This window comes from Shewanella cutis, from assembly GCF_022410515.1.
GTDB classification, from domain to species: Bacteria; Pseudomonadota; Gammaproteobacteria; order Enterobacterales; family Shewanellaceae; genus Shewanella; species Shewanella cutis.
Window position 1 is genome coordinate 326,853 of sequence record NZ_JACSDI010000003.1, and the last position, 24,031, is coordinate 350,883.

17 protein-coding genes are annotated in these 24,031 nt (G+C 45.4%); 10 read left to right on the forward strand and 7 right to left on the reverse strand.

The window, feature by feature from the left end; genetic code table 11:
• Window positions 1–170: 170 nt before the first annotated feature.
• The 4 genes from H9J30_RS08120 to H9J30_RS08135 form a co-directional block, all read right to left on the reverse strand.
• Window positions 171–1,163, reverse strand: coding sequence for a catalase family peroxidase (locus tag H9J30_RS08120; protein ID WP_240130554.1), 993 nt, complete (start codon window positions 1,161–1,163; stop codon window positions 171–173).
• 255 nt (window positions 1,164–1,418) lie between these two features.
• Window positions 1,419–2,642, reverse strand: a complete 1,224-nt coding sequence (locus H9J30_RS08125) for a sugar diacid recognition domain-containing protein (protein ID WP_240130555.1) — start codon at window positions 2,640–2,642, stop codon at window positions 1,419–1,421.
• A gap of 20 nt (window positions 2,643–2,662) precedes the next feature.
• Entirely contained in the window at window positions 2,663–3,385 is a 723-nt protein-coding gene (locus H9J30_RS08130) for a uracil-DNA glycosylase family protein (RefSeq protein ID WP_240130556.1), read from the reverse strand.
• Complete coding sequence (locus H9J30_RS08135; RefSeq protein WP_240130557.1) at window positions 3,385–3,996, reverse strand: hypothetical protein; 612 nt, start codon at window positions 3,994–3,996, stop codon at window positions 3,385–3,387. The genes H9J30_RS08130 and H9J30_RS08135 overlap by 1 nt, the downstream gene beginning before the upstream one ends.
• 478 nt (window positions 3,997–4,474) lie before the next feature.
• On the opposite strand from H9J30_RS08135, the gene H9J30_RS08140 reads away from it, so the two are divergent.
• The 8 genes from H9J30_RS08140 (at window position 4,475) to glnS (ending at window position 19,164) form a co-directional block, all read left to right on the forward strand.
• Complete coding sequence (locus tag H9J30_RS08140; protein ID WP_345795990.1) at window positions 4,475–5,248, forward strand: IS110 family RNA-guided transposase; 774 nt, start codon at window positions 4,475–4,477, stop codon at window positions 5,246–5,248.
• A gap of 875 nt (window positions 5,249–6,123) precedes the next feature.
• On the forward strand, window positions 6,124–8,310 hold the full coding sequence (locus H9J30_RS08145) for an OmcA/MtrC family decaheme c-type cytochrome (protein ID WP_240130559.1): 2,187 nt from the start codon (window positions 6,124–6,126) through the stop codon (window positions 8,308–8,310).
• Between the two features lie 329 nt (window positions 8,311–8,639).
• The gene (locus H9J30_RS08150; protein WP_240130560.1) at window positions 8,640–10,646 is read left to right on the forward strand and encodes an OmcA/MtrC family decaheme c-type cytochrome; all 2,007 of its coding nucleotides are present in this window, start codon (window positions 8,640–8,642) and stop codon (window positions 10,644–10,646) included.
• A 68-nt stretch (window positions 10,647–10,714) separates the two neighbouring features.
• Window positions 10,715–11,716: a decaheme c-type cytochrome MtrA gene (gene mtrA, locus H9J30_RS08155; RefSeq protein WP_240130561.1), complete on the forward strand. Its 1,002-nt coding sequence runs from the start codon at window positions 10,715–10,717 to the stop codon at window positions 11,714–11,716.
• Window positions 11,717–11,728: 12 nt separating this feature from the next.
• On the forward strand, window positions 11,729–13,822 hold the full coding sequence (locus H9J30_RS08160; RefSeq protein ID WP_240130562.1) for an MtrB/PioB family decaheme-associated outer membrane protein: 2,094 nt from the start codon (window positions 11,729–11,731) through the stop codon (window positions 13,820–13,822).
• 961 nt (window positions 13,823–14,783) lie between these two features.
• The gene (locus H9J30_RS08165; RefSeq protein WP_011623257.1) at window positions 14,784–15,023 is read left to right on the forward strand and encodes a FeoA family protein; all 240 of its coding nucleotides are present in this window, start codon (window positions 14,784–14,786) and stop codon (window positions 15,021–15,023) included.
• On the forward strand, window positions 15,016–17,310 hold the full coding sequence (gene feoB, locus H9J30_RS08170; RefSeq protein ID WP_240130563.1) for a Fe(2+) transporter permease subunit FeoB: 2,295 nt from the start codon (window positions 15,016–15,018) through the stop codon (window positions 17,308–17,310). The genes H9J30_RS08165 and feoB overlap by 8 nt, the downstream gene beginning before the upstream one ends.
• A gap of 183 nt (window positions 17,311–17,493) precedes the next feature.
• Complete coding sequence (gene glnS, locus H9J30_RS08175; RefSeq protein ID WP_240130564.1) at window positions 17,494–19,164, forward strand: glutamine--tRNA ligase; 1,671 nt, start codon at window positions 17,494–17,496, stop codon at window positions 19,162–19,164.
• 145 nt (window positions 19,165–19,309) lie between these two features.
• Here glnS and H9J30_RS08180 read toward each other — a convergent pair whose 3' ends face one another.
• Window positions 19,310–19,906 carry a Yip1 family protein gene (locus tag H9J30_RS08180; protein ID WP_240130565.1) on the reverse strand — a complete coding sequence of 199 codons (597 nt, stop codon included), beginning with the start codon at window positions 19,904–19,906 and terminating at the stop codon, window positions 19,310–19,312.
• Between the two features lie 278 nt (window positions 19,907–20,184).
• On the opposite strand from H9J30_RS08180, the gene miaE reads away from it, so the two are divergent.
• Window positions 20,185–20,955 carry a tRNA isopentenyl-2-thiomethyl-A-37 hydroxylase MiaE gene (gene miaE / locus H9J30_RS08185; RefSeq protein ID WP_240130566.1) on the forward strand — a complete coding sequence of 257 codons (771 nt, stop codon included), beginning with the start codon at window positions 20,185–20,187 and terminating at the stop codon, window positions 20,953–20,955.
• 310 nt (window positions 20,956–21,265) lie between these two features.
• On the opposite strand, the gene H9J30_RS08190 is transcribed toward miaE, so the two are convergent.
• Together H9J30_RS08190 and H9J30_RS08195 are read right to left on the reverse strand one after the other, a co-directional pair.
• Entirely contained in the window at window positions 21,266–21,985 is a 720-nt protein-coding gene (locus tag H9J30_RS08190; protein WP_240130567.1) for a UDP-2,3-diacylglucosamine diphosphatase, read from the reverse strand.
• 9 nt (window positions 21,986–21,994) lie between these two features.
• A complete protein-coding gene (locus H9J30_RS08195) occupies window positions 21,995–22,486 on the reverse strand; it encodes a peptidylprolyl isomerase (RefSeq protein ID WP_208659283.1) in 492 nt (163 codons plus the stop codon).
• A 140-nt stretch (window positions 22,487–22,626) separates the two neighbouring features.
• Here H9J30_RS08195 and cysS point away from each other — a divergent pair, with 140 nt between their 5' ends.
• Window positions 22,627–24,006: a cysteine--tRNA ligase gene (gene cysS / locus H9J30_RS08200; RefSeq protein WP_240130568.1), complete on the forward strand. Its 1,380-nt coding sequence runs from the start codon at window positions 22,627–22,629 to the stop codon at window positions 24,004–24,006.
• The last annotated feature ends 25 nt before the right edge of the window (window positions 24,007–24,031 follow it).

Below are 24,031 nucleotides of genomic sequence, written 5' to 3' on the forward strand. Positions count from 1 at the left end.
GAATAGCTTTGGTTAAACTGACGGAATTACGGGATAAATAGGGCATTATTTTGTGCGTGTGCACAAAATAATGCGTGTGACTTCGAATGCAATAGCAGAAATATTGTTGCGAGGGGTTGGTAAACCTGCGGTTTACTAACCTTAAAAAGTGTAGCGTTTAATATCTTGAGTTATTGACGACGAATAAAAGACTCGACATAAGCCGCCGTTCGAGCATTGAGTATCGGATCGGCTGAGGGGGCAATCCCCTTAGGCAATAACAGCGGGTTGAAAATGCCTTTGTCGCATTCTTGCACTTGGGAGTCGCTATCGCGCTCACCGTTAATCACCACTTGGCCGACCAGTAATCGCTTACGAGTCTCAGGCCAAATCACCGTTGGATTATTAATGTCATCACCCGATTCCGCCAGTTGAACATAGAGGTTCCATTGTGCTGGCTGGGTGTTTATGCGCTGGAGTAATTCCGCCTTTAAAAAATCATCACCCAGATTGGCAAGTTCGCTGGCTGACAGCGCTGCGGTGCCAGCGACGGGTTCAAAAATCCATTTACCCGCAACGCTGTTATTTTGCTTGTCGGTAAACAGAAAGCTGTTTACGCCAAAGTAGCGACTATTGGCAAAGCTGGGGCTGGGAGGCAGTTGTTTTACATAGTCGAAAAAGGCTTTGGCATCGGGCTTATTATCGATAAGCCACTGTTTTCCTTCGGCACCTTGCTTCACTTTAGTCTGAAAGGTAAAAAAGTCATCCAGATTGCTGGCAAAGAACACCGGCACATTGGTGGTGACAAAATTAAGGTTTTCTTTATCGCCATCAATTTTGAGTGACATAAAGCGCCCTGGGGTTTTATCGGAAAGCTTAGGATTGGTACCGCCTAGGGAAAAACGAGCGGTAACCTTAATTTGGCTTTGATTAAAAAATGGAATCGCTAGCGAATCTTGTAACTCTGGGTTAGGCGCAAAATAGCCGGAGGTGCAAAATCCTTTTGTGTGATTACGCAGTTTCACTTTTTTACCCGCTTCGCGACTCGCCGCATCCGGCGTGCCATTGACTGCATCAACTAGCTCGGGAATGGTTTTTTCGGCGGCGATTAATGTCGGTGAACTGAAGGCTAAGCCTGTGAGGATGCAGGCTTGGGCGAGTAAAGTCAGTTTGAATAGGGGCATTGCAATTCCTTTTTATGCACTGGGTCGAATGTTTACTATGTCGACGTGAGAACGTTATCTGAACCCATAGGACAGGGGATTTGGTATAAATCTTTCACTCAATGCATTATTTATCCAATGGCGCAGGAAATAACGTCAACTTGAGAGATTATTTCTATATCCAATGAGTCCTTAAGCTACGGGAGCTAAATACCTAGCCGTAAAATTTAGCCGCTAAACTTTGCGCTAAACGTGCATCTTGCAGTACAGAGGCCGTTACCTTGGACTTGCAGAAGTATCAAGCAGTTGCCCCAGATACAAACTCAATAAGCCATGCAAGGATTGAATATCGGTTTGGGTTAATTGTTGAATTTTATCTAGACGGTATCTTAAGGTATTTCGGTGGATAAACAGGGCGTTGGCACATTGCTGCGCATCACCAAAGTGGGTGATATAGGCCGCTAAGGTTTTGCGTAGCTGACCATTTTTGTCGGCTTGAGTCAGTTGTTGATAGGGACTTGCTAGTGCTTGTCCGCGCCAGTCATGTTTAAGCCCAGAGAGCAACACTTGTAAGGAATAATCCTCAAACAGATATTTTGTGCCTTCAGGGTTTAGCTGTTTACCTAAGTTCAACGTCTCTTGGGCGGTTTGATAAGAGCGAGCAATGCCGCCTTTTTCGGGGAAGAAGTGGCCGAGGGCTATTTTAAAATGTAAACCCATTTGCGCCGGTAAACGTTGCAATAACTTATCGATACGTTGGTTTTCAAGCTCGGGGTCCCATTGTTTGCCATCTAAAAAGGCGGGTTTTAGGATCACCAGTTGCGACATCGACGTCATCGCAATTAGGTTGCCTCGGTCGGGATTTTGCAGTAAATGCAGCACTTGTTTGAGGGTTTCACTGACTCTGGGATTACGTTCATCAACGCTTGATTCGCTAGCTGCTGCATTGATATGCGATGCGGTTTTATGGATGGGCGCAGACAGCTTTTCACTGATCTCGATAATGGCCGCAACTCGGGGAAGGTTAATATCGATATCGAGTTGTTTCGCCCAGCGCTGCAGCTGCTCATCATCGGTGTTTGCTTTAATCAGTTGCAGAATAAATTCTTCCCGCTGGCGATTTTCCCACTGTAATTTGTCCTGCTGATTGGCCTGCTCGACGATCATCTCAGCAGTCATTTTCAGTAGCTCGCCATAATGGGCTAACTCATCGGGAGCGCCTGTAATTCCAATTACACCAATGATTTGTCCTTGGTAATGCAAGGGTAAGTTGATGCCGGGTTTCACGCCATGTAAGCCAGAGGCGACTTCGTCACTCAATTCCACATTGCGATTTTGGGCAATTGCAAGCAAAGCGCCTTCATGGGTTGAGCCGATACGTTTGGGATCGCCCGAGCCTAAGATGACGCCCTGACCATTCATCACATTGATATTGTGTCCGATAATTTTCATCGTGCGACTGACAATTTTTTTGGCGATGGTTGAATCGAGCAGATACATGTCCGGCCTTGTTGTGGTTATCAGGTTAATAAGGAGCTAATACGTGATCTTAACGTGGGAATAAGATGCTGTTCAAACTCGGGATGTTGTTTTAGCCAAAGATTATTTCGAGGACTTGGGTGCGGCATCACCATTAATTGAGGCCAATATAATGGCCACTGCTCAACGGCTTGGGTAAGCGTGATTTTTTTGTTTGGTGTCGCCTTGCCTATGGTATTTGCTGCCGCTAACGGTGTTGAATTGAACCCCCTGTTTTTATGCATATTATCCATTAACAGCCGTGAAAGGTGGTAATCCATGGCATATTGGCCGAGTACTATCACTAGCTCAATATTTGGCATTAGCGCCAGTAGTGCTTTGTGCCAGGTTGCAGCGCACTCTGGACGTGGCGGCTTATCTCCTTGCTTTTTCCCCTTGCTTTCAATATTGCCCGGAAAACAAAATCCCATCGGTACTATGGCAAACAGGGCGGGATCGTAAAATTGCTCACGACTTACATTTAGCCAAGCCCTAAGGCGTTCACCACTGGCATCGTAAAAGGGAATGCCCTTATGGAGGGTTTTTACGCCGGGGGCTTGGCCAGCGATAAGAATTCGTGCTTGGCTACTGGCTTGCAAGATAGGTTTAGGCGGCAAGGGCAACTCGGCCTGACACTGTTGGCAAGCGCGGATTTGCAGGAGCAGTTCACTTAGTTCTGCGGAGCAATTTGGCTCGATAGCTGGGCGTGAAGTGTCTGTCATCATCAAGCCCCAAATTTGCTTAATAAATGAAAGAGCCAGTAGCCAAAGAGCGCATAGGACGCAGCTAATATAAGATAACTCAATGGTTTGGCGATGATTTTTTTGGCTTCTGTGTTGGGGCGTGAGGCGATGGCAATATGCGCAAGAATCATCGCAAACAGGGCGCAGGGCGGCACTAGATAACTGATGCCTAACACGAGTATGGCGCCAAGATTCAGTAACCAGTCAGCATGTTGGTTACTGGGCTGGTTAAATTGACTCAACTGCAGTGGCAATAAAATCAATCCTACTCCCACAATGATCATGCCGAGATGAAGGGTAAAGTCGCTCCAAGTGCGGTGATCATAAAGGGTTAAGGCAAAGGCGAGTAGAGGTACTATGAGTGCGCTCAGCACGTGGCGTTTAGCAAAAATGGGATTACGATACTGACCTGCAAAAAAGAACAATCCTTGCATCAAGCTATTGAGCAAGGTAAATCCGCCAACACCTACGATGATAAATAGGCTTGCCGTGCCAGCGCTTGAACCAAATGCCATGGCAGGGGGAGTGAGCAAACTTAAGCCGACAAAGGCAGGCAGAGGCGATAAACGCCAAGAAGATATGAAGAACGACATCAGATATCCACTGAAAATTAACGGGCTGAATTAACATCCGCTAAAGTGCTTGTAAACTCAAGGAATACCTTATTTTGAGTGCGAGTTTTACCCCAGAGAATGATCTTATTCAAGATTTTGTGAGTTGGAATAGCGCGATTTTTAACTAACCTGAACTCGATGTATGGACTCCACCAACCTACAGTCGTAAGTTGGTGTCGACCAAAACAAAAGGAGTCCATACATGAGTAAGCCTACAATCATCTCTCTCGACCTTGCAAAAAAGTCATTCAAGTTTGTAAAGTGAATCCATATGGTGAGTTGTTATTCAATAACGCCATGTCATCCCAAAAACGAAAGACCTTCTGGCCAACTCTCCTCCTTGTGTCGTTGCGATGGAAGGCTGTGCTAGCGTTCACTACTGGGCTCGAGTCGCACAATCATTTGGACATGACGTCAGAGAGATGGCACCTAAAAAAAGTAAAACCCTATATCAGCAATCAAAAAAACAGACGCTAATGATGCTATCGGCATTGCCATCGCATCAACACAGTTAGGAATGACTTGCTGGCAGGTTAAAGCCCTATCACAACAGAACATTCAAGCGATTCAAATCAGCCGAAAATGGTTCGACCGAACAATCACATCACTGGGTAATCACATACGAGCGTTGTGTTTTGAATATGGCGCTATCATCACGTTAGGTAAAAAGTCATTAGGGCAAGCCATCACTCACTTTATTTCGCCAGAATCAACAGACTTACTTGAGCAAATCAAACCATTGCTCATGATTTTATGGCAACAATATCAAACAACAGAAGAGCACTACAAAGCGATAACGTTACAGTTACAGCAGTGGGTTACTCAATCAGAACCTTGTAAGCGCTTGATGAAACTCGAAGGCGTTAGTCATATTGGTGCAGCCGGTTTACTGGCTTACTTAGGTGACGGTCAAGGTGTTAAGAATGGCAGAGATGCGGCTGTCTTCGTTGGTGTTACCCTTAAACAACACGGCAGTGGAGGTAAGGTTGTGATGATTGGAATAGATAAGCATTGTGGCGATAAATACCTGCGTTCAATCCTCTATCAAGTGGCACTCTCTGTCATATCAAGGCTGCCAGTAGAGGTGAAAACCTATAAACAGCCATGGCTTATCAATTTAGTCAGGCGAGTGGGTATAAAACGTGCTTGTGTCGCGTTAATCAATAAAACCGTTCGCACCGCATGGGCATTGCTCAATTACAGAACCGAATATACCAATCAGATTATATAGAGTATTGTTTTAGAAAGAGTTTATAAAAAGTTCAGCAAAATGCATTAACAAATAGGTAAGAGCAACCTTCTGAAAACCTGTTTATCCCGACAGCGTTAATAACGCTACAATCTCGATAAGGACAGAGGGGGCGAATAGATCATAGGTTAGAAGATAGCTTCTTCAATAAAAAACCGTATATACGTGCGCATCTAATCTTTTTGTCAAAGCAATTGCTAACCAGGTGGAGTCCATATACGGGATAAGCAGAGCCGCTGAATAGGCATCTTTTCGGGCCTCTCTGCGTTGCTTTGTCTCACCATTGCTCGCTATGGCGTACGACAGAGCGCCTTGATATGCGCAAACATCTGTGCATTCAGTCAGAAAAAAGATTTTTTATCTTCAAAAAATCACTTATATCATTGGTTTGTTAATTTTAGATTTTTTCGACTCTCGTTACCCCGAGTTCAGGTTATTTAATGCGATTGGCGTGACTGCATAATCATTAAAAGCAAGTGAATAAGTACGTAAAATGCGAAGCGCCTCAATCAAACAGTGCAATACCATTAGTGCCCCATTGTGACTTCCCTCGCTGAATTAGCCAATGGTGATTAAGCTCACATGCAAGGGCAATGAGAAATCGCGATAGCCCCCGTGTTCATCACCTAATCAAGCTGTTCATGGGGAACGACAAGGGTTTAACGCAAAATCGTCACCTACCTCTAAAGAAATAGTCAGATCTCAATCACATTACCCGCTTAAAGTGACTGATAAATACCAATGACTTAGTTAGCCTTACAGGTGGGATCTAATTCCACACATTAAATACGACTAATGAGATTTATTCTTATTTAGTTAGTGTTTAATGATGATTAAAACTATTGCAGGGAAATATCATGATGAAACGGTTCAATTTCAATACCGCAACAAAAGCGATGTTGGGTGCCGGTTTACTTTCACTCCTTCTCACTGGCTGCGGTGGCAGTGATGGTAAAGATGGTGAAGACGGTAAACCAGGCGTTGTTGGAGTTAATATCAACTCAACCTCAACCTTAAAAGCAAAATTCACTAATGCAACTGTTGATGCAGGTAAAGTCACTGTCAACTTTACCTTAGAAAATGCTAATGGTGTGGCCGTATTAGGCTTAACCAAAGACCACGATTTGCGATTTGGTATTGCGCAATTAGCCCCCGTTAAAGAAAAAGTGGGTGAAACTGAAGCTGACCGCGGTTATCAATGGCAAGCCTATATCAATGCAAAAAAAGAACCCGGTACAATTCCACCAGGAGTTGATAACCTTAATCCATCTGCTCAGTTCCAAGCGAACGTTGAGTCAGCAAGTAAATGTGACACTTGCTTAGTCGATAACGGTGATGGTAGTTACAGCTATACCTATCAAGCTAATATCGCCAATGTCACCGCCCCAGTAGCTGTGACCTACAATGCTGATTACACTCAGCGTGCCACTCTCGAATTAGAACTTCCACAAGTTGTCGCTAACGCACACTTAGATTGGCAACCATCAACAGGTAAAACTGAAGGCATAACTAGTCGCAATGTCGTGTCTATTGACACCTGTTATACCTGTCACCAACCTGACAGTTTGCAACTACACGGCGGTCGCCGTTTAGACATTGAAAACTGTGCTTCTTGCCACACTGCCACATCAGGTGATCCGGAATCAGGTAACAGCATTGACTTTACCTATATGATCCACTCGATTCATAAAGGTGCAGACAGAAAAACGGTTAACGCTGAAGGCGTAGAAGTCGCAGCCCCTTACAAAATCGTGGGCTACGGCGGCAAAGTCATTGATTATGGCAAAGTACAATATCCACAAAAACCCGCTGCAGACTGTTCAGCATGTCACGTGGAAGGCGCAAATGCTCCTGCCAATGCCGATTTATTCAAAGCGGACTTAAGCAACACTGCCTGTATTGCATGCCATCAAACACCATCGAAAAGCCATCTGACTGTGGGTAAAGATTGTGTATCTTGTCACAATGCAACTAAACCTTATGGTGGAACAAATAGTGCAGCCAAACGTCATGGCGATGTGATGAAAGCTTACACTGATGCAAAAGCATTAGCAGTTAAGTTTAGTAATGTCGGCATAAACGATGCGGGTAAGATGACATTTGATGTACAAGTCGTTGACAAAGATGGTAATGCTGTCGATAAAGTCTTTGTGAACCAAGACTCACGTGTCGTTGTTGCATGGGATTCTGACAAAGATTATCCAAGTGACTCAGATGCATCATACAGTGCTCGCCGTATCCAATTAAAAACGGGCACCTATAATGATGCAACTAAAGTTTACTCTATGGTCGGAACTGGCTTCACTTTACCGGCAGATAAAGATGGTAAAACATTTGAACTTTGGTCTGCCCTTGAAGCATGTTTCAACAATGGCGGCTATGGAGTAGCAGACGTTGCACTGACTGATTGCTCAACAGCTGGAGTACGCAAAGTAGTCATCAAAGAAGCTCCATATCATTTCGTGTGGAAAGGCACAGGCGTAGATGAAGGTGCGAAACCTGGTGTTCGTCGCGACATTATCGACGCAGGTAAATGTCAAGGTTGTCATAATCAACAAATCTATCACTATGACAACGGTGTGAACTGCCAAGCTTGCCATACATCAGATAAAGGCTTAAAGAACGATAGTAACTACCCTGGTGGCAAAATCCCAACTAGCTTTGCGTGGAAAGCGCACGAGCGAGAAGGTCACTACCTGAAGTACGCTGGTGTTCAATCAGGCACAGTGCTGAAGAGTGATTGTGCAACCTGTCACGTTGAAAACAGCGGGACTGTATCGGGCATCACCTTAGGCAGAGCACCAGAGCGTGCATGGCGCTTTGGTGACATCAATAATCCTGGTACAGAGATTTGGGTTTCTTCCGATGCGGGTACTTGCTTAAGTTGCCACCAGAAGTATCTGTCTGACGCAGCTAAATCGCACATCGAGACTAATGGCGGTATCTTAAATGGTACTAGTGCTGCAGATGTTCAAACCCGTGCATCTGAAAGCTGTGCAACTTGCCATACGCCATCGCAATTGATGGAAGCACACGGTAACTAAGCCCGCTTAATGCTCTGAATAGAGAGCCAAAACGAAAAGAGAGAGGTGTCCCCTCTCTCTTTTTTATTTCTATCTCACAATCTGTTGTTTTTTTGTTCTTGATTTGTTTTTCACCTGTGGTTTAACTACCTCTTTAGAAATAGAAAGATCCAAGTCACACATTAGCAAAGGCCTAGAAGATTTTAACGGCATGTTAGGTTAGCCTTTCCTTGGGGAATTCTATTTCCAGCATCCACTTAGGTTGCCTCCCAGACCAAAGCACAGACAAAGAATCTGTCGGGCGCAGGAGATAAGCACTTAGGTAATGCCAAACCTATGCAGGGAAAAAAATGATGAACGCAAAAAAATCAAAAATCGCACTGCTGCTCGCAGCAAGTGCCATCTCCATGGCCTTAACCGGTTGTGGTGGTAGCGATGGTACCGATGGTAACCCTGGTGAGCCAGGTGGAGAACCCGCTGGTACTATCCATAAGGTAAACCTCGATATCACGAAAGTGAGCTATGAAAACGGTTCGCCTGTGGTCACTGTTTTCGCTACCAACGAAGCCGATCTGCCAATTGTGGGTCTCGCAAATTTAGAAATCAAAAAAGCACTGCAATTAATACCGGAAGGGGCGACAGGCCCTGGTAATAGTGCTAACTGGCAAGGATTAGGCTCTTCAAAGAGCTATGTCGATAATAAAAACGGTAGCTATACCTTCAAGTTCGACGCCTTCGATAGCAATAAAGTTTTTAATGCCCAATTAACACAACGGTTTAACGTTGTTTCTGCTGCGGGTACGTTAGCAGACGGAACGACCGTCCCCGTTGCCGAAATGGTTGAAGATTTCGACGGCCAAGGCAATGCTCCGCAATACACCAAAAATATCGTTAGCCACGAAGTATGTGCTTCTTGCCACGTAGAAGGCGAAAAGATTTATCACCAAGCAACTGAAGTCGAAACCTGTATATCTTGCCACACACAAGAGTTTGCTGATGGTCGCGGTAAACCCCATGTCGCCTTTAGTCACTTAATTCACAATGTGCATAATGCCAACAAAGCTTGGGGCAAAAACAATAAAGTCCCTGAAGTTGCGCAAAAAATTGTCCAAGATAATTGCCAAGTGTGTCACATTGAATCCGACATGCTTACCGAGGCAAAAAACTGGTCACGAGTTCCAACAATGGAAGTCTGTTCTAGCTGTCACGTAGACATCGATTTTGCTGCGGGTAAAGGCCACTCTCAACAACTCGATAACTCTAACTGTATCGCTTGCCATAACAGCACTTGGACAGCCGAGTTACATACAGCTAAAACCGCTGACAAAAAAGCCGTTATCGCTCAATTAGGTATGTCTGCAACGTTAGCTGCTCAAGCTGATAATACTGCGGTATTAACCGTGTCTATCTTAGATAAAGACGGCAATGCCATTGATGCGGCGAGCATACAAAATAAGATCAAACGTTTAGAAACTATCACTAACGTTGGTCCTAACTTCCCCATCATGGGCTATAACCCAAGCCCAGTAACACAATATAAGAAAGTGACTAAAGACTTGGTCAAAGATGGCGCATTGCAAGCAGATGTGACCATCGTTGACGGTAAACTGGTGTTCACTACACCTGCGCTGCCATTTGGCTCGGGCGATACTGACACCGCCTTTAGCTTCATCGGTCTAGAAATGTGCAATACCGGCACAGATCTAACAGCTTGTACCGCTAATAGCACAACCACCAGTATGAAAGCCGAGTTAGCCTTTGGCACTAAGTCTGGTAATGCACCAAGCATGCGCCATGTTAACTCGGTTGAGTTTGCGACATGCCAAAACTGTCACGGCGACACCTTTGAAATCCATAAAGGTCACCATGCAGGCTTTGTAATGTCTGAACAAGTTTCACATGCCAAAGATGCAAGCGGTAAGCCAATCGTCGGCGTTGATGCTTGTGTGGCATGCCATACACCAGACGGCACTTATAGTCCAGCCAACCGCGGTGCGTTAGAGTTAAAAGTACACAAAACTCACGCTGACAAGGCTTATGGCTTAATTGGTGGTAACTGTGCATCTTGTCACAATGACTTCAATCTTGACTCTTTCAAGAAGAAAGGTGCATTGAATACAGCCGCAACGGCCAGTGATGATGTGACAAAACCAGGCTACTCCACTCCTATCGCAGCTACCTGTACAACCTGCCATACCGTCGGTAGCCAGTACATGATCCATACCAAGGAACAACTCGAATCTTACGGTGCTGTTATTGATGGTGATTATACTCAAGCTAACCAAGCGGCACAGTCAGAAACCTGTTTCTACTGTCATAAACCCACACCAACAGATCACACTCAAGTGAAAATGTAATTTGCCCAAGCAGGGGGAGTTCGCTCCCCCTTTCTTGAGTTTTGTTGGGACAAATTGGGAAGCCTATTATGAAGAACAGCCACAAAATGAAAAATCTACTGCCGGCACTTGTCATCACAATGGCAATGTCTGCAGTCATGTCTTTATGCATCACACCAAATGCTTATGCGTCGAAGTGGGACGCAAAAATGACACCAGAGCAAGTCGAAGCCACCTTAGATAAGAAGTTTGCCGAAGGCAACTACTCCCCTAAAGGCGCCGATTCTTGCTTGATGTGCCATAAGAAATCTGAAAAAGTGATGGACCTGTTCAAAGGTGTCCACGGCGCGATTGATTCATCAAAAAGCCCCATGGCTGGCCTGCAATGTGAGGCGTGCCACGGCCCACTGGGTCAGCACAACAAAGGCGGCAACGAGCCGATGATCACTTTTGGTAAGCAATCAACCTTAAGTGCCGACAAGCAAAACAGCGTATGTATGAGCTGTCACCAAGACGATAAGCGTATGTCTTGGAATGGCGGTCACCATGACAATGCCGATGTTGCTTGTGCTTCTTGTCACCAAGTACACGTCGCAAAAGATCCTGTGTTATCTAAAAACACTGAGATGGAAGTGTGTACTAGCTGCCATACTAAGCAAAAAGCGGATATGAATAAACGCTCAAGTCACCCACTTAAATGGGCACAAATGACCTGTAGCGACTGCCATAATCCCCATGGGAGCATGACAGATGCCGATCTTAACAAGCCTAGCGTGAATGATACCTGTTATTCCTGCCACGCCGAAAAACGCGGCCCAAAACTTTGGGAGCATGCACCCGTCACTGAGAATTGTGTTACTTGCCACAATCCTCACGGTAGTGTGAATGACGCTATGCTGAAAACCCGCGCACCGCAGCTGTGTCAGCAATGTCACGCCAGCGATGGCCACGCCAGCAACGCCTACTTAGGTAACACTGGCTTAGGTGCCAATGTCGGTGACAATGCCTTTACTGGTGGAAGAAGCTGCTTAAATTGCCATAGTCAGGTTCATGGTTCTAACCATCCATCTGGCAAGCTATTACAGCGCTAAGGAGACGAGAAAATGAAATTTAAACTCAATTTGATCACTCTAGCGTTATTAGCCAACACAGGTTTTGCCGTCGCCGCTGATGGTTATGGTCTAGCGAATGCCAATACTGAAAAAGTGAAATTATCCGCATGGAGCTGTAAAGGCTGCGTTGTTGAAACGGGTACATCAGGCACTGTAGGTGTGGGTGTCGGTTTTAACAGCGAAGACGATATTCGCTCAGCCAATGCCTTTGGTACATCCAATGAAGTGGCTGGCAAATTTGATGCCGATTTACGCTTTAAAGGTGAAAAAGGTTACCGTGCCAATGTTGAAGCTTATCAACTCGGTATGGATGGCGGTCGTTTAGATGTCAATGCGGGCAAACAAGGCCAGTACAACGTCAATGTAAACTATCGCCAAATTGCTACCTACGACAGCAATAGCGCCCTATCGCCCTACGCGGGTATGGGTGGCAATAACCTCACGTTACCGGATAACTGGATAACGGCTGGTTCAAGTAGCCAAATGCCACTCTTGATGGACAGCCTCAATGCCCTCGAATTATCACTTAAACGTGAACGCACAGGATTGGGATTTGAATATCAAGGTCAGTCCCTGTGGAGCACCTATGTTAACTACCTGCGTGAAGAAAAAACCGGCTTAAAACAAGCCTCTGGTAGCTTCTTCAACCAATCGATGATGTTAGCAGAGCCAGTGGATTACACCACTGATACCATCGAAGCAGGCGTGAAACTCAAGGGTGATCGTTGGTTTACAGCACTCAGTTACAATGGGTCAATATTCAAAAACGAATACAATCAATTGGACTTTGAAAATGCTTTCAACCCCACCTTTGGTGCCCAAACCCAAGGTACGATGGCGCTCGATCCGGATAACCAGGCACACACAGTGTCGTTGATGGGACAGTACAACGATGGCAGCAATGCACTGTCAGGCCGTATTCTAACCGGACAAATGAGCCAAGATCAGGCGTTAGTGACGGATAACTACCGTTATGCGAATCAGCTCAATACCGATGCTGTCGATGCCAAAGTCGATCTACTGGGTATGAACCTGAAAGTCGTTAGCAAAGTGAGTAAAGACCTTCGCTTAACAGGTAGTTACGATTATTACGATCGTGACAATAATACCCAAGTGGAAGAATGGACTCAGATCAGCATCAATAATGTCAACGGTAAGGTGGCTTATAACACCCCTTACGATAATCGTACGCAACGCTTTAAAGTTGCCGCAGATTATCGCATTACTCGCGATATTAAACTCGATGGTGGTTATGACTTCAAACGTGACCAACGTGATTATCAAGACCGTGAAACCACGGATGAAAATACCGTTTGGGCCCGTTTACGTGTCAACAGCTTCGATACCTGGGACATGTGGGTAAAAGGCAGTTACGGTAACCGTGACGGCTCACAATACCAAGCGTCTGAATGGACCTCTTCTGAAACCAACAGCCTATTACGTAAGTACAATCTGGCTGACCGTGACAGAATCCAAGTCGAAGCGCGGATCACCCATTCGCCGCTTGAAAGCCTGACTATCGATGTTGGCGCCCGTTACGCGTTAGATGATTATACCGATACTGTGATTGGCTTAACTGAGTCAAAAGACACCAGTTATGATGCCAATATCAGCTATATGATCACCGCTGACTTACTGGCGACAGCATTCTACAACTACCAAACCATTGAGTCTGAACAGGCGGGTAGCAGCAATTACAGCACCCCAACTTGGACAGGCTTTATTGAAGATCAGGTAGATGTGGTCGGTGCAGGTATTAGCTACAACAATCTGCTGGAGAACAAGTTACGCCTAGGACTGGATTACACCTATTCCAACTCCGACAGCAACACTCAAGTCAGACAAGGTATCACTGGCGACTATGGTGATTATTTTGCCAAAGTGCACAACATTAACTTATACGCTCAATATCAAGCCACCGAGAAACTCGCGCTGCGCTTCGATTACAAAATTGAGAACTATAAGGACAATGACGCTGCCAACGATATCGCCGTTGATGGCATTTGGAACGTTGTAGGTTTTGGTACTAATAGCCATGACTACACCGCACAAATGCTGATGCTGAGCATGAGTTACAAGCTCTAATCTGCGTTTATTGATAGTCAAAAGCCCGCACTGCGGGCTTTTTTATTGCCAACAAAATCTCACCGCACTTTAGTTAACCAGAACTCGATGTATGGTTAAATATTTAATCAGTTCAGAGCCTCACAGGCATCTCAAGCCAAGGTGCATTGATGCAGAAATGGTTATCCCCTTTAAGACAATGTGATGCGTGAGTGTGGTGCCTGTGTGGCTGCCGAAGGGCTGCTGATGTTCACACCATGGAAACGGGTTTTATGCTGCGTTTAATACCAATCACATTAAATATCTAATCAGTTCAGAGCCTCACAGGCATCTCAATCCAAGGCGCATTGACGAAGAAATGGTTATTCCCTTTTAAGTCAATGTAACACGGGAGTGAGATGCCTGTGAGGCTCCCGAAGGGCGGGGTTGAACGGGCTTTATACTGCGTTTAAGGCTTTCGACAGAGCGCCACTATGCCTTCAAGCCTTCGCCTTGTCTAAAGCGCGTTTAACTCCCGCTGAATGAACAGATATTTAATACGATTGGTATAAGGCTTAGGTAGAGCACCGTATGCCTACAAGCCTTCGCTTTGTCTAAAGCGCGTTGTATTCCCGTGCAATGGACAGATATTTAATACGATTGGTGTCATTTCTTTTCTAGCTGAATACATTCAATTAGTTGATTATCCAATTAATATTTGATTAACCTTGTGGCGCTTACTGAGGTATGGCTGCAATATTGCGATGGGCATTTTGTCATCCGCGCTACTCGGATGTGGGGCCTGCAAGGTGGTAGGGTTGAATCATCAAATTTGCGATTGGTGTTTATTCATTGAGATTTTTGTCACATAATACCCAACACAATTGAAAACTATTATCGTTACCAGTCATAAAGGTTGATCTAGGTAAAGTTATTAGCTCCATAGCTCAGTTAGAATGAGCGCAGTTTTTCAAGCTGAAGCTGTTACAAGGTGAAATAGGTAATGAAGTTAAGCGAACTCAGTCCCGGTGACCGTGGCATTATTTCTGAAATCGGGCGATTAGATTTGCCGCAAACAGTGAAGCGCAAATTATTATCCATGGGCATTACCCCAAATACACGGTTTTCGTTGATCCGCCGTGCGCCAATGGGCTCAGGTTTAGAGCTGGATATTCGGGGTAGTAAGCTTTGTATGCGCAGAGACTTGGCAGACATTATTGAGGTGGAAAAGGCGAATGACTAAGCAGTTTCATTGCGTCACCGTCGGTAACCCAAACGCAGGGAAATCGACGCTCTTTAACGCGCTAACAGGCGCAAATCAACAAGTTGGCAACTGGTCCGGTGTGACTGTTGAGAAAAAAACTGGCCATTTTACTCTTAATGGTGCTGACGTTTACTTAACCGACTTACCCGGTATTTACGATTTACTGCCCGCTGGCAATAGTTGTGATTGTTCCCTCGATGAGCAGATCGCTCAGCAATATCTCGCCGAACAACGTGTCGACGGCATTATTAACTTAGTCGATGCAACCAATATCGAACGCCACCTCTATTTGACGGCACAACTGCGTGAATTGTCGATCCCTATGGTAGTGGTATTAAATAAAATCGATGCTGCCATCAAGCGTGGTATTCGTGTTGATTTAACGAAAATGAGCCAAGAACTGGGTTGCCCTGTGATTGGTGTTTGTTCTCGAGACCCTGCCGATGTGGCCAAAGTACAAGCGCAGGTATTGGATTTACTCCAAGGCCGCGTTTCCGAAGCGCCTCTGATGCTCGATTATGACCAGCAAATAGAAGCGGGTGTGCAGCTACTTTGCAGTAAAGATCCAAATCTAAGCCGTGGCCGCGCCTTGGCGATGTTAGGTAATGGTTCTGGTTGTGGCAGTTGTAAAAATGCGCAGTTGCAGGATGAGGTGAATACTTGCACCCAGCAAATTGCGCAGCAAGGGCATGACATCGAAGTACTGGTCGCCACGACGCGTTTTAACTTTGTCGAGCGAGTATTCAAAGGTTCGGTCAAGGCCGACGGCTTTTTAACCCTAAGTGATAGACTCGATAAATTAGTTTTACACCCCGTACTTGGCATCCCAGTGTTCTTATTTGTCATGTATTTGATGTTTATGTTTAGCATCAACATCGGCAGTGCATTTATTGATTTCTTCGATGTGTTTGCTGGGGCATTACTGGTCGATCATTTTGGTGCACTGCTTACTAATATCGGTGCGCCTGCATGGGTGGTGACTATCCTTGCGGGTGGTGTCGGTCAAGGTATTCAAACGGTTTCTACCTTTATTCCGGTGATCGCAGCATTGTTCCTCGGTTTATCCATTCTTGAAAGTTCAGGCTACATGGCTCGCGCCGCGTTTGTGGTAGATGGGTTAATGCGCCGTATTGGTTTACCGGGTAAAGCCTTCGTGCCCATGATCGTTGGCTTTGGCTGCTCTGTGCCAGCCATTATGGCGACACGTACCTTAGGCAGTGAACGTGAGCGTATCGTTACCGGTATGATGGCGCCTTTTATGTCCTGCGGTGCGCGTTTACCTGTCTATGCACTATTTGCCGCGGCCTTCTTCCCTGATTCTGGTCAAAACCTCGTGTTTTTACTCTATGTGATTGGGATTTTTGCCGCCATTGGTACGGGGTTGCTGCTGCGTAGCACTTTATTACCCGGCACTAGTAGCGCTGTGGTAATGGAACTGCCAAGCTATGAGTTGCCAAAATTTAAAGCCGTGATGGTACGTACTGGTAAAAGGACTAAGAGTTTTATCCTTGGTGCGGGTAAAACTATCGTACTTGTGGTAACCCTGCTTAACTTTATCAATGCGATTGGGGTTGATGGCACTTTTGGTCATGAAGATAGCCAAGCGTCACTCTTAAGTGTGGCGAGTCAAAAAGTCACACCTATCTTTGCCCCAATGGGTATTGAGCAAGATAACTGGCCAGCGACTGTGGGTATTATCACGGGTATTTTTGCTAAAGAAGCTGTGGTAGGGACTCTCAATAGCTTATATACTAATGCAACTCCTGAGGGCAGTGAATTAACATCATTAGCAGACAGTTTTAATGAGGCACTTGCGACCATTCCTGCAAACTTGTTCGGTTTAGATTTGGAAGACCCGCTGAAGCTATCCGTTGGTGATGTTTCTAATACTGAGGTGGCGTCTGAAACACAGGGTGTAGCTACTTCGACGTTTAGCGCCCTGCAGTCAGGATTTACTACTAAGGTGGCAGCATTTTCTTATCTACTGTTTATCTTACTCTATACACCCTGTGTTGCAGCCATGGGCGCATTAGTGAATGAGTTTGGTACTCGCTGGGCGACCTTTGCCGCAACTTGGACATTCGCACTCGCCTATGGTAGTGCAACCATTGCTTACCAAGCGGCAACCTTTGGCGCGCATCCATTGCAATCGAGTCTGTGGATTGGTTTCTTCCTCGTTGCCTTAGTTGTGTTCTATCTATGGCTTAAACGTAAGGGCCGTAGAACCCAGCAGATCATTCCAGGCGTTAGGATCATTACCGAGTAACCGCTGAGTAATAAATGTCAGCTTAGTAATGACAAAGATAAAAGCAGCTTTCATGGCTGCTTTTATTGTTTTACTATCCATGCCATAAACCATAGTTTTTTATACTGGGCATTGTAACTGGCCGAGATCTGTAGGATCATGCGGGTTTTGTTAAAATTGCCATTGTTCGCAAAGAGGAATTCCATGAGTCATGTGGACACTGAAGTACGTCCGAGTAACTTTATTCGTAATATCATTGATGAGGATCTGAGAAGCGGAAAGCACACCAATGTGCAGACGCGTTTTCCACCCGAGCCAAATGGTTATTTACATATAGGTCATGCTAAGTCCATCTGTTTGAACTTTGGCATCGCCCGCGATTACCAAGGTCTCTGTAACTTACGATTTGATGATACCAACCCTGAAAAAGAAGACATCGATTATGTCAATTCTATTCAGGCGGATGTGCGTTGGTTGGGATTCCAGTGGGATGGTGAGGTGCGTTATTCATCTAACTATTTCAACCAATTACATCAATATGCCGTTGAGTTAATCAATAAAGGCTTAGCCTATGTGTGTTTCCTCAATGCCGATGAAACCCGTGAATACCGTGGCACCTTAAAAGAGCCGGGTAAAAACAGCCCGTACCGTGACACTTCCGTTGAAGAAAACCTGCACTTATTTGAAAAAATGCGTAAGGGTGAATTCAAAGAAGGTGAGTGCGCACTGCGTGCCAAAATTGACATGGCATCGCCTTTCATGTGTATGCGTGATCCGGTGATTTACCGTATTCGTTTTGCTCACCATCACCAAACGGGTGATAAGTGGTGCATTTATCCAATGTACGACTTTACCCACTGTATCTCCGATGCGCTGGAGCATATTACTCACTCGTTATGTACGCTTGAGTTCCAAGACAACCGTCGTTTGTATGACTGGGTTCTCGACAATTTAGATGATTTCCAAGCGCCAAATCGTACTCGTCAGTACGAGTTTTCTCGCTTAAATCTTGAATACACGCTGATGTCTAAGCGTAAATTAAATGACTTAGTGACGCGTAAGTTAGTTTCTGGATGGGATGACCCACGTATGCCAACGATTGCGGGTCTACGTCGTCGTGGCTATACCCCTGCATCTATTCGTGAATTTTGCCAACGTATTGGTATCACCAAGCAAGAAAACATGATTGAAGCCGCGATGCTTGATGCTTGTATTCGTGAAGAGCTTAATGAGCATGCACCACGTGCGATGGCAGTATTGCGTCCATTAAAAGTGGTGATTGAAAACTACCCTGAAGGTCAAATCGAGACTATTCAAGCGGCCTCTCACCCAAGCGATGAAAGTATGGGCACGCGTGACCTAGCTTTTGGTCGTGAAATCTTTATTGATGTGGCCGATTTCAGAGAAGAAGCCAATAAGCAGTACAAGCGTTTAGTGATGGGCAAAGAGGTCCGTCTGCGTAATGCGTATGTGATCAAGGCTGAGCGTTGTGATAAAGACAGCGAAGGCAATATCACCACCGTTTACTGTAGCTATGATGCGGATACTTTAGGTAAAAATCCTGCCGATGGTCGCAAGGTGAAGGGCGTAATCCATTGGGTTGAAGCGACTACGGCTAAACCTGCAGAGTTCCGCTTATACCAACGTTTGTTCACTGATCCAAATCCTGCAGCAGCAGAGACAGTGGATGAAGTACTTAACCCTAACTCACTTGAAGTGGTTAATGGTTTAGTCGAAGCAAGCCTTGCTAACGCGCCAGCGGAAAAAGCCTATCAGTTTGAGCGGGAAGGTTATTTCTGTGCTGATAATCAAGACTCATCAGCCGAGCATTTAGTGTTTAACTTAACCGTTGCACTGCGTGACTCGTTTGAATAGTTCGAGCAAGTTCGTTAATTGCTATCGCTAATAGAGAAGGCCCTATAAGGGCCTTTTCTATTTTCCTTTAGACGTTTTCTTGTTAACGACTTTATCTGTCACTTTTCAGTGCTCAAGCAACTTCTTGCATGTTAATCGTGACTTCTTATTGATACATAGGGCCAAAGCCAATACTCCAGAGAATAACGCTGGTGGCCATTAACCCAACCAAAAGCACTAAACCTGCTGTCACCATTGAACTTGCGTAAATAAAGCCTTTCTCTTCGGGGATATTCATGATGATTGGTACGCCAGCGTAGAGCAGGTATACCGAGTAGGCTAAACCGATGAGTCCGACAACCATAATAAACCAGAGTACAGGATAAAGCGCCGCTAGGCCGACCATAAATAATGGTGTTGCAGTGTAAGATGCCAGTTCCAATGCTTGGGTAAAGGTGGGATGAGCATCGAAGGTTTTTGCCATCCAAAAGGCTAAATAGGCAAGGGCAAAGACGCCAGCTATGAGACCAAAATACATACCTACGGACATAAACATTGCGCTTTGCGGCGTGAGATAAATGGGATCTCCAGCTCCCGGATTCCAACCAATGTAAGCGGTTGCGATAAAACTGCAGACAGCAGGGATGAGTGCGATGAGAAGAACATGGCTCAAGCTGCTTTTCAGTGCCTCATGGTTCTGTTCAATTGCGTGCCACTCTTGTTTTGGATGAGTGTATAACCCCATTAAGTGATTCAGTATCATTATAATTATCCTTGTTCAGCATTGATGATGGCTCGCCAAACGTCAGACGAGCTGATAACAGCTCTACAATCAGGGTCAATGCTCTCTAACCCATTTAACTCCCGATTGCCTACTCTTTGAATTGAGATGTGCTGTGAGCAGTATCTCAATTCTTAGTGTGTAGATTATTTATTGAACAAAAAGTTCAACTCGTCAAGTTTCCTGCTGTGTAGAGCTATAGCTTGTTGGGAATTACGCGTAAAATATGACAATATTTTTAGCGATTTTTGAGTGATCCCATGCAGCAATTATTGGCACCTGTTCATGCGTTTCTTCGTTGTGAGACGCCAGAAACTTGGATTGATATGGCAAGAAGCTCTTCCTCGTTAGATGAACTCTTGATTGACCATTGTAATTGTGAGCTAAAAGCCGCGCAGACTGCGATGTTCCTATTAAGGCGATATGCCTTGGATAAGGACAGCGGACAGTCGCTGTTGGTTTGGGCAAAACCCTATGAGGATTTTGTGTATCATAAGGATCGTGATATCGAGCAGTTTTTGGCCCGCGATGTCAAAAAGAATGAGTTGGTTGCAAATCTACAACCCAATCAACATTTTGTCTTTGCTCAGGATCTTATTCCGCCATTGATTCGTTTGATAAAAGAAGAGTTTCATCATTTTGAGCAAGTGCTAGAGTTAATGCACGCACGGCAAATTCCCTATCGCAATATTCGCGCAGGACGTTATGCCAAGGGCATGATGAGCCATGTGACAACTCATGAGAAGGATATTCTGCGCGATAAGCTCATTGTCGGTGCTTATATTGAGGCACGCTCCTGTGAGCGCTTTGCCAAATTAGCGCCTTATTTAGATGCAGAATTAAGTAAGTTTTATGTGTCTTTGCTGCGCTCCGAGGCGCGTCATTTTGAGGATTATCTTAAGCTGGCACAGTTAGTATCGACTGAGGATATCAGCGAGCGAGTTGCTTATTTTGGCGAGAGAGAAGCCGAATTGATTATGGCGCCCGATGACGAATTTCATTTCCACAGTGGCCAGCCGCTGGCTATCTAACTTGAGCTAGGGATTAGCAGAGCCGCTGAATAGACATCTTTTCGGGCCTCTGTGCGTTGCTCTGTCTAACCATAGCTCGCTATGGCAGACGCCAGAGCGACTTGAGATGCGCAAAAATCTGTGTATTCAATCAGAAAATAGATTTCTCGTTTCAAAATAATCATTTATAGCATTGGGTTAGTTTGTTACATTTAGATTTTTCGACTCTCGTTACCCCGAGTTCAGGTTATCTAATACTGATATGCATGAGCGAATTAACGGCCGTTACCTTGTTTGGGCTTGAGGCCGTTAATAGAGTTTTTAATGGCCTTTAAGTGGTTTCAAAGGGCAGGCTTTTTAACTCCATGCCGTCGGCGCTGACCATCAATACACTGCCTTGCTCGTACCAATCACCGACCACAATTCGTTTACAGCCATTAGTTAAGTCGTGGATGGCGGGTCTGTGGGTATGACCATGGATCATCTGTTTACAGTGGGTCTGGGTAAATAACGCATCTACCGCACACGGCTCCACATCCATGATGACATAGCTTTTTTGTTGATTGCTGCTCTGACTATTGCTGCGGATCTTATTGGCAATCGCTTGACGTTTTTTCTTCGGCAAACAGCTATAAAGCCAACGGGCGAAGGCAAAACTGCGTAATTTGCGAAAGCGTTGGTAGGCTTTATCTAAGGTGCATAGGCTATCGCCGTGCAAGATAACTGTATTAACACCATAGAGATCTAAGCAAGTGACTTCGGGCAACATTTGCATGCCTGCAGCATCAGCAAATTGTTTGCCTAACATAAAGTCTCGATTACCGTGAATAAAGTAGATGGGCAATTTTTGGGAGACTTGCTTGAGCTTGCATGCTAATCCGAGGGCAAAGGGCGCGGCTAAATCATCGCCGACCCATACCTCGAATAGATCCCCCAGAATATAGAGGGCATCGGCATCATCAAGTTCAGTATCGAGGAAACGATTAAAGGCTTGGGTGATATCGAGGCGATCGGCACTTAAGTGCAGATCGCCAATAAATAAGGTTCGCATCCTAGGGAATTAAGCCACACTTACTTTTTCAATCACAACCGCTTCCAATGGTACATCTTGATGCATGCCACGGTTACCAGTGCTGACAGCTTTGATTTTTTCAACGATGTCCATACCTTCAACCACTTCACCAAATACGCAATAACCCCAACCTTGCATGCTTTCAGATTTGAAATCGAGGAAGGTGTTATCGTTGACGTTGATGAAGAACTGGGCCGTTGCTGAGTGAGGATCTGAAGTACGCGCCATCGCGATAGTACCAGTACGGTTTGATAAACCGTTGTTGGCTTCGTTTTTCACTGGCTCATGGCAACGTTTTTGGCTCATTTCAGCGGTAAAGCCACCACCTTGGATCATAAAGCCGTCAATTACACGGTGGAAAATGGTGCCGTCGAAGAAACCTTCGTCAACATATTTCATAAAGTTTGCCACGGTCAGCGGTGCTTTTTCGGCGTTCAGTTGCAGTTTAATGTCGCCAAAATTAGTGTGTAATGTGATCATGTTTTCATACTCTCTGTAAATAGTGGCGCGATTCTAACTTATCTCGGATTGCACGCAAAGTGCAGTATTCAAAACCCTTGTCAGCGTGGTAGACTGACCCCTTGATTTTACACTCGAATCTACCATTGAAGAGAATGCCGATGTTGAAGATTTACAACAGTATTACCCGCCAAAAACAGGAATTTAAGCCAATTACTCCCGGAAAAGTTGGGATGTATGTATGCGGGGTGACCGTATACGATCTGTGTCATATTGGCCATGGGCGTACTTTTGTTTCCTTCGATATGATCGTTCGCTACCTGCGTTACGCGGGTTATGAAGTGAATTTTCAACGTAATATCACTGATATAGATGATAAAATCATCAAACGCGCCAACGAAAATCAAGAAGAGTGCAATGCATTAACCGATCGCTTGATTGGTGAAATGCACAAGGATTTTGATGCGCTGAATATGATCCGTCCCGATTTCGAGCCACGTGCCACTCTGCACATTGCCGAAATCATCGATATGGTTGAGCGTTTACTCGCTCGCGGGCATGCCTATGTGGCTGCTGATGGCGATGTGCTGTTCAGTGTGGCTTCTTTCCCTGAGTATGGTCGCCTATCAGGCCAGAATCTGGAGCAATTACAGGCGGGCGCACGGGTTGAGGTTGACGATAACAAGCAAAATCCAATGGATTTCGTGCTATGGAAAATGTCCAAACCGGGCGAACCAACATGGGAATCACCATGGGGGCCGGGTCGTCCAGGCTGGCATATCGAATGTTCGGCAATGAACAGCAAGCACTTAGGTTTGCATTTTGATATTCACGGTGGCGGTTCAGATTTACAATTCCCACACCATGAGAACGAAATTGCTCAGTCTTGCTGCGCCCATGATACGCCATATGTGAATTACTGGATGCACACCGGCATGGTGATGGTTGACCGCGAAAAGATGTCCAAGTCCTTGGGTAATTTCTTCACCATTCGTGATGTATTAGGCCATTACGACGCTGAAACCGTGCGTTACTTCCTGCTATCGGGTCATTATCGTAGCCAAATCAACTACTCTGAAGAAAACCTCAAGCAGGCGCGTGCGGCGTTAGAGCGTTTATACACTGCGATTAAAGATGTTGACCTGACTGTAGCGCCGGCACCTGCCGAAGAGTTTGTCGCTAAGTTTAAAGCGGCAATGGACGATGACTTTAACACCCCTGAAGCCTATTCAGTGCTGTTTGATATGGTGCGTGAGATCAACCGTCTGAAACTTACTGATATGGCAGAGGCTTCCGCATTAGCCGTGTCAATGAAACAACTTGCTGATGTGCTAGGCATACTGCATCAATCTCCCGATGCCTTCTTTAAAGGTGAGGGCAGTGACGATGAAGTGGCGGAGATTGAAGCCTTGATCGTTGAACGTAACCGCGCTCGCGCCGAAAAAGATTGGCCAGCGGCTGATGTGGCGCGTAATCGTTTAAATGAGCTTGGTGTGGTTCTTGAAGATGGCCCAAGCGGTACCACTTGGCGTAAGAAATAATTCCATCGCCTAAGTTAGATTCGCA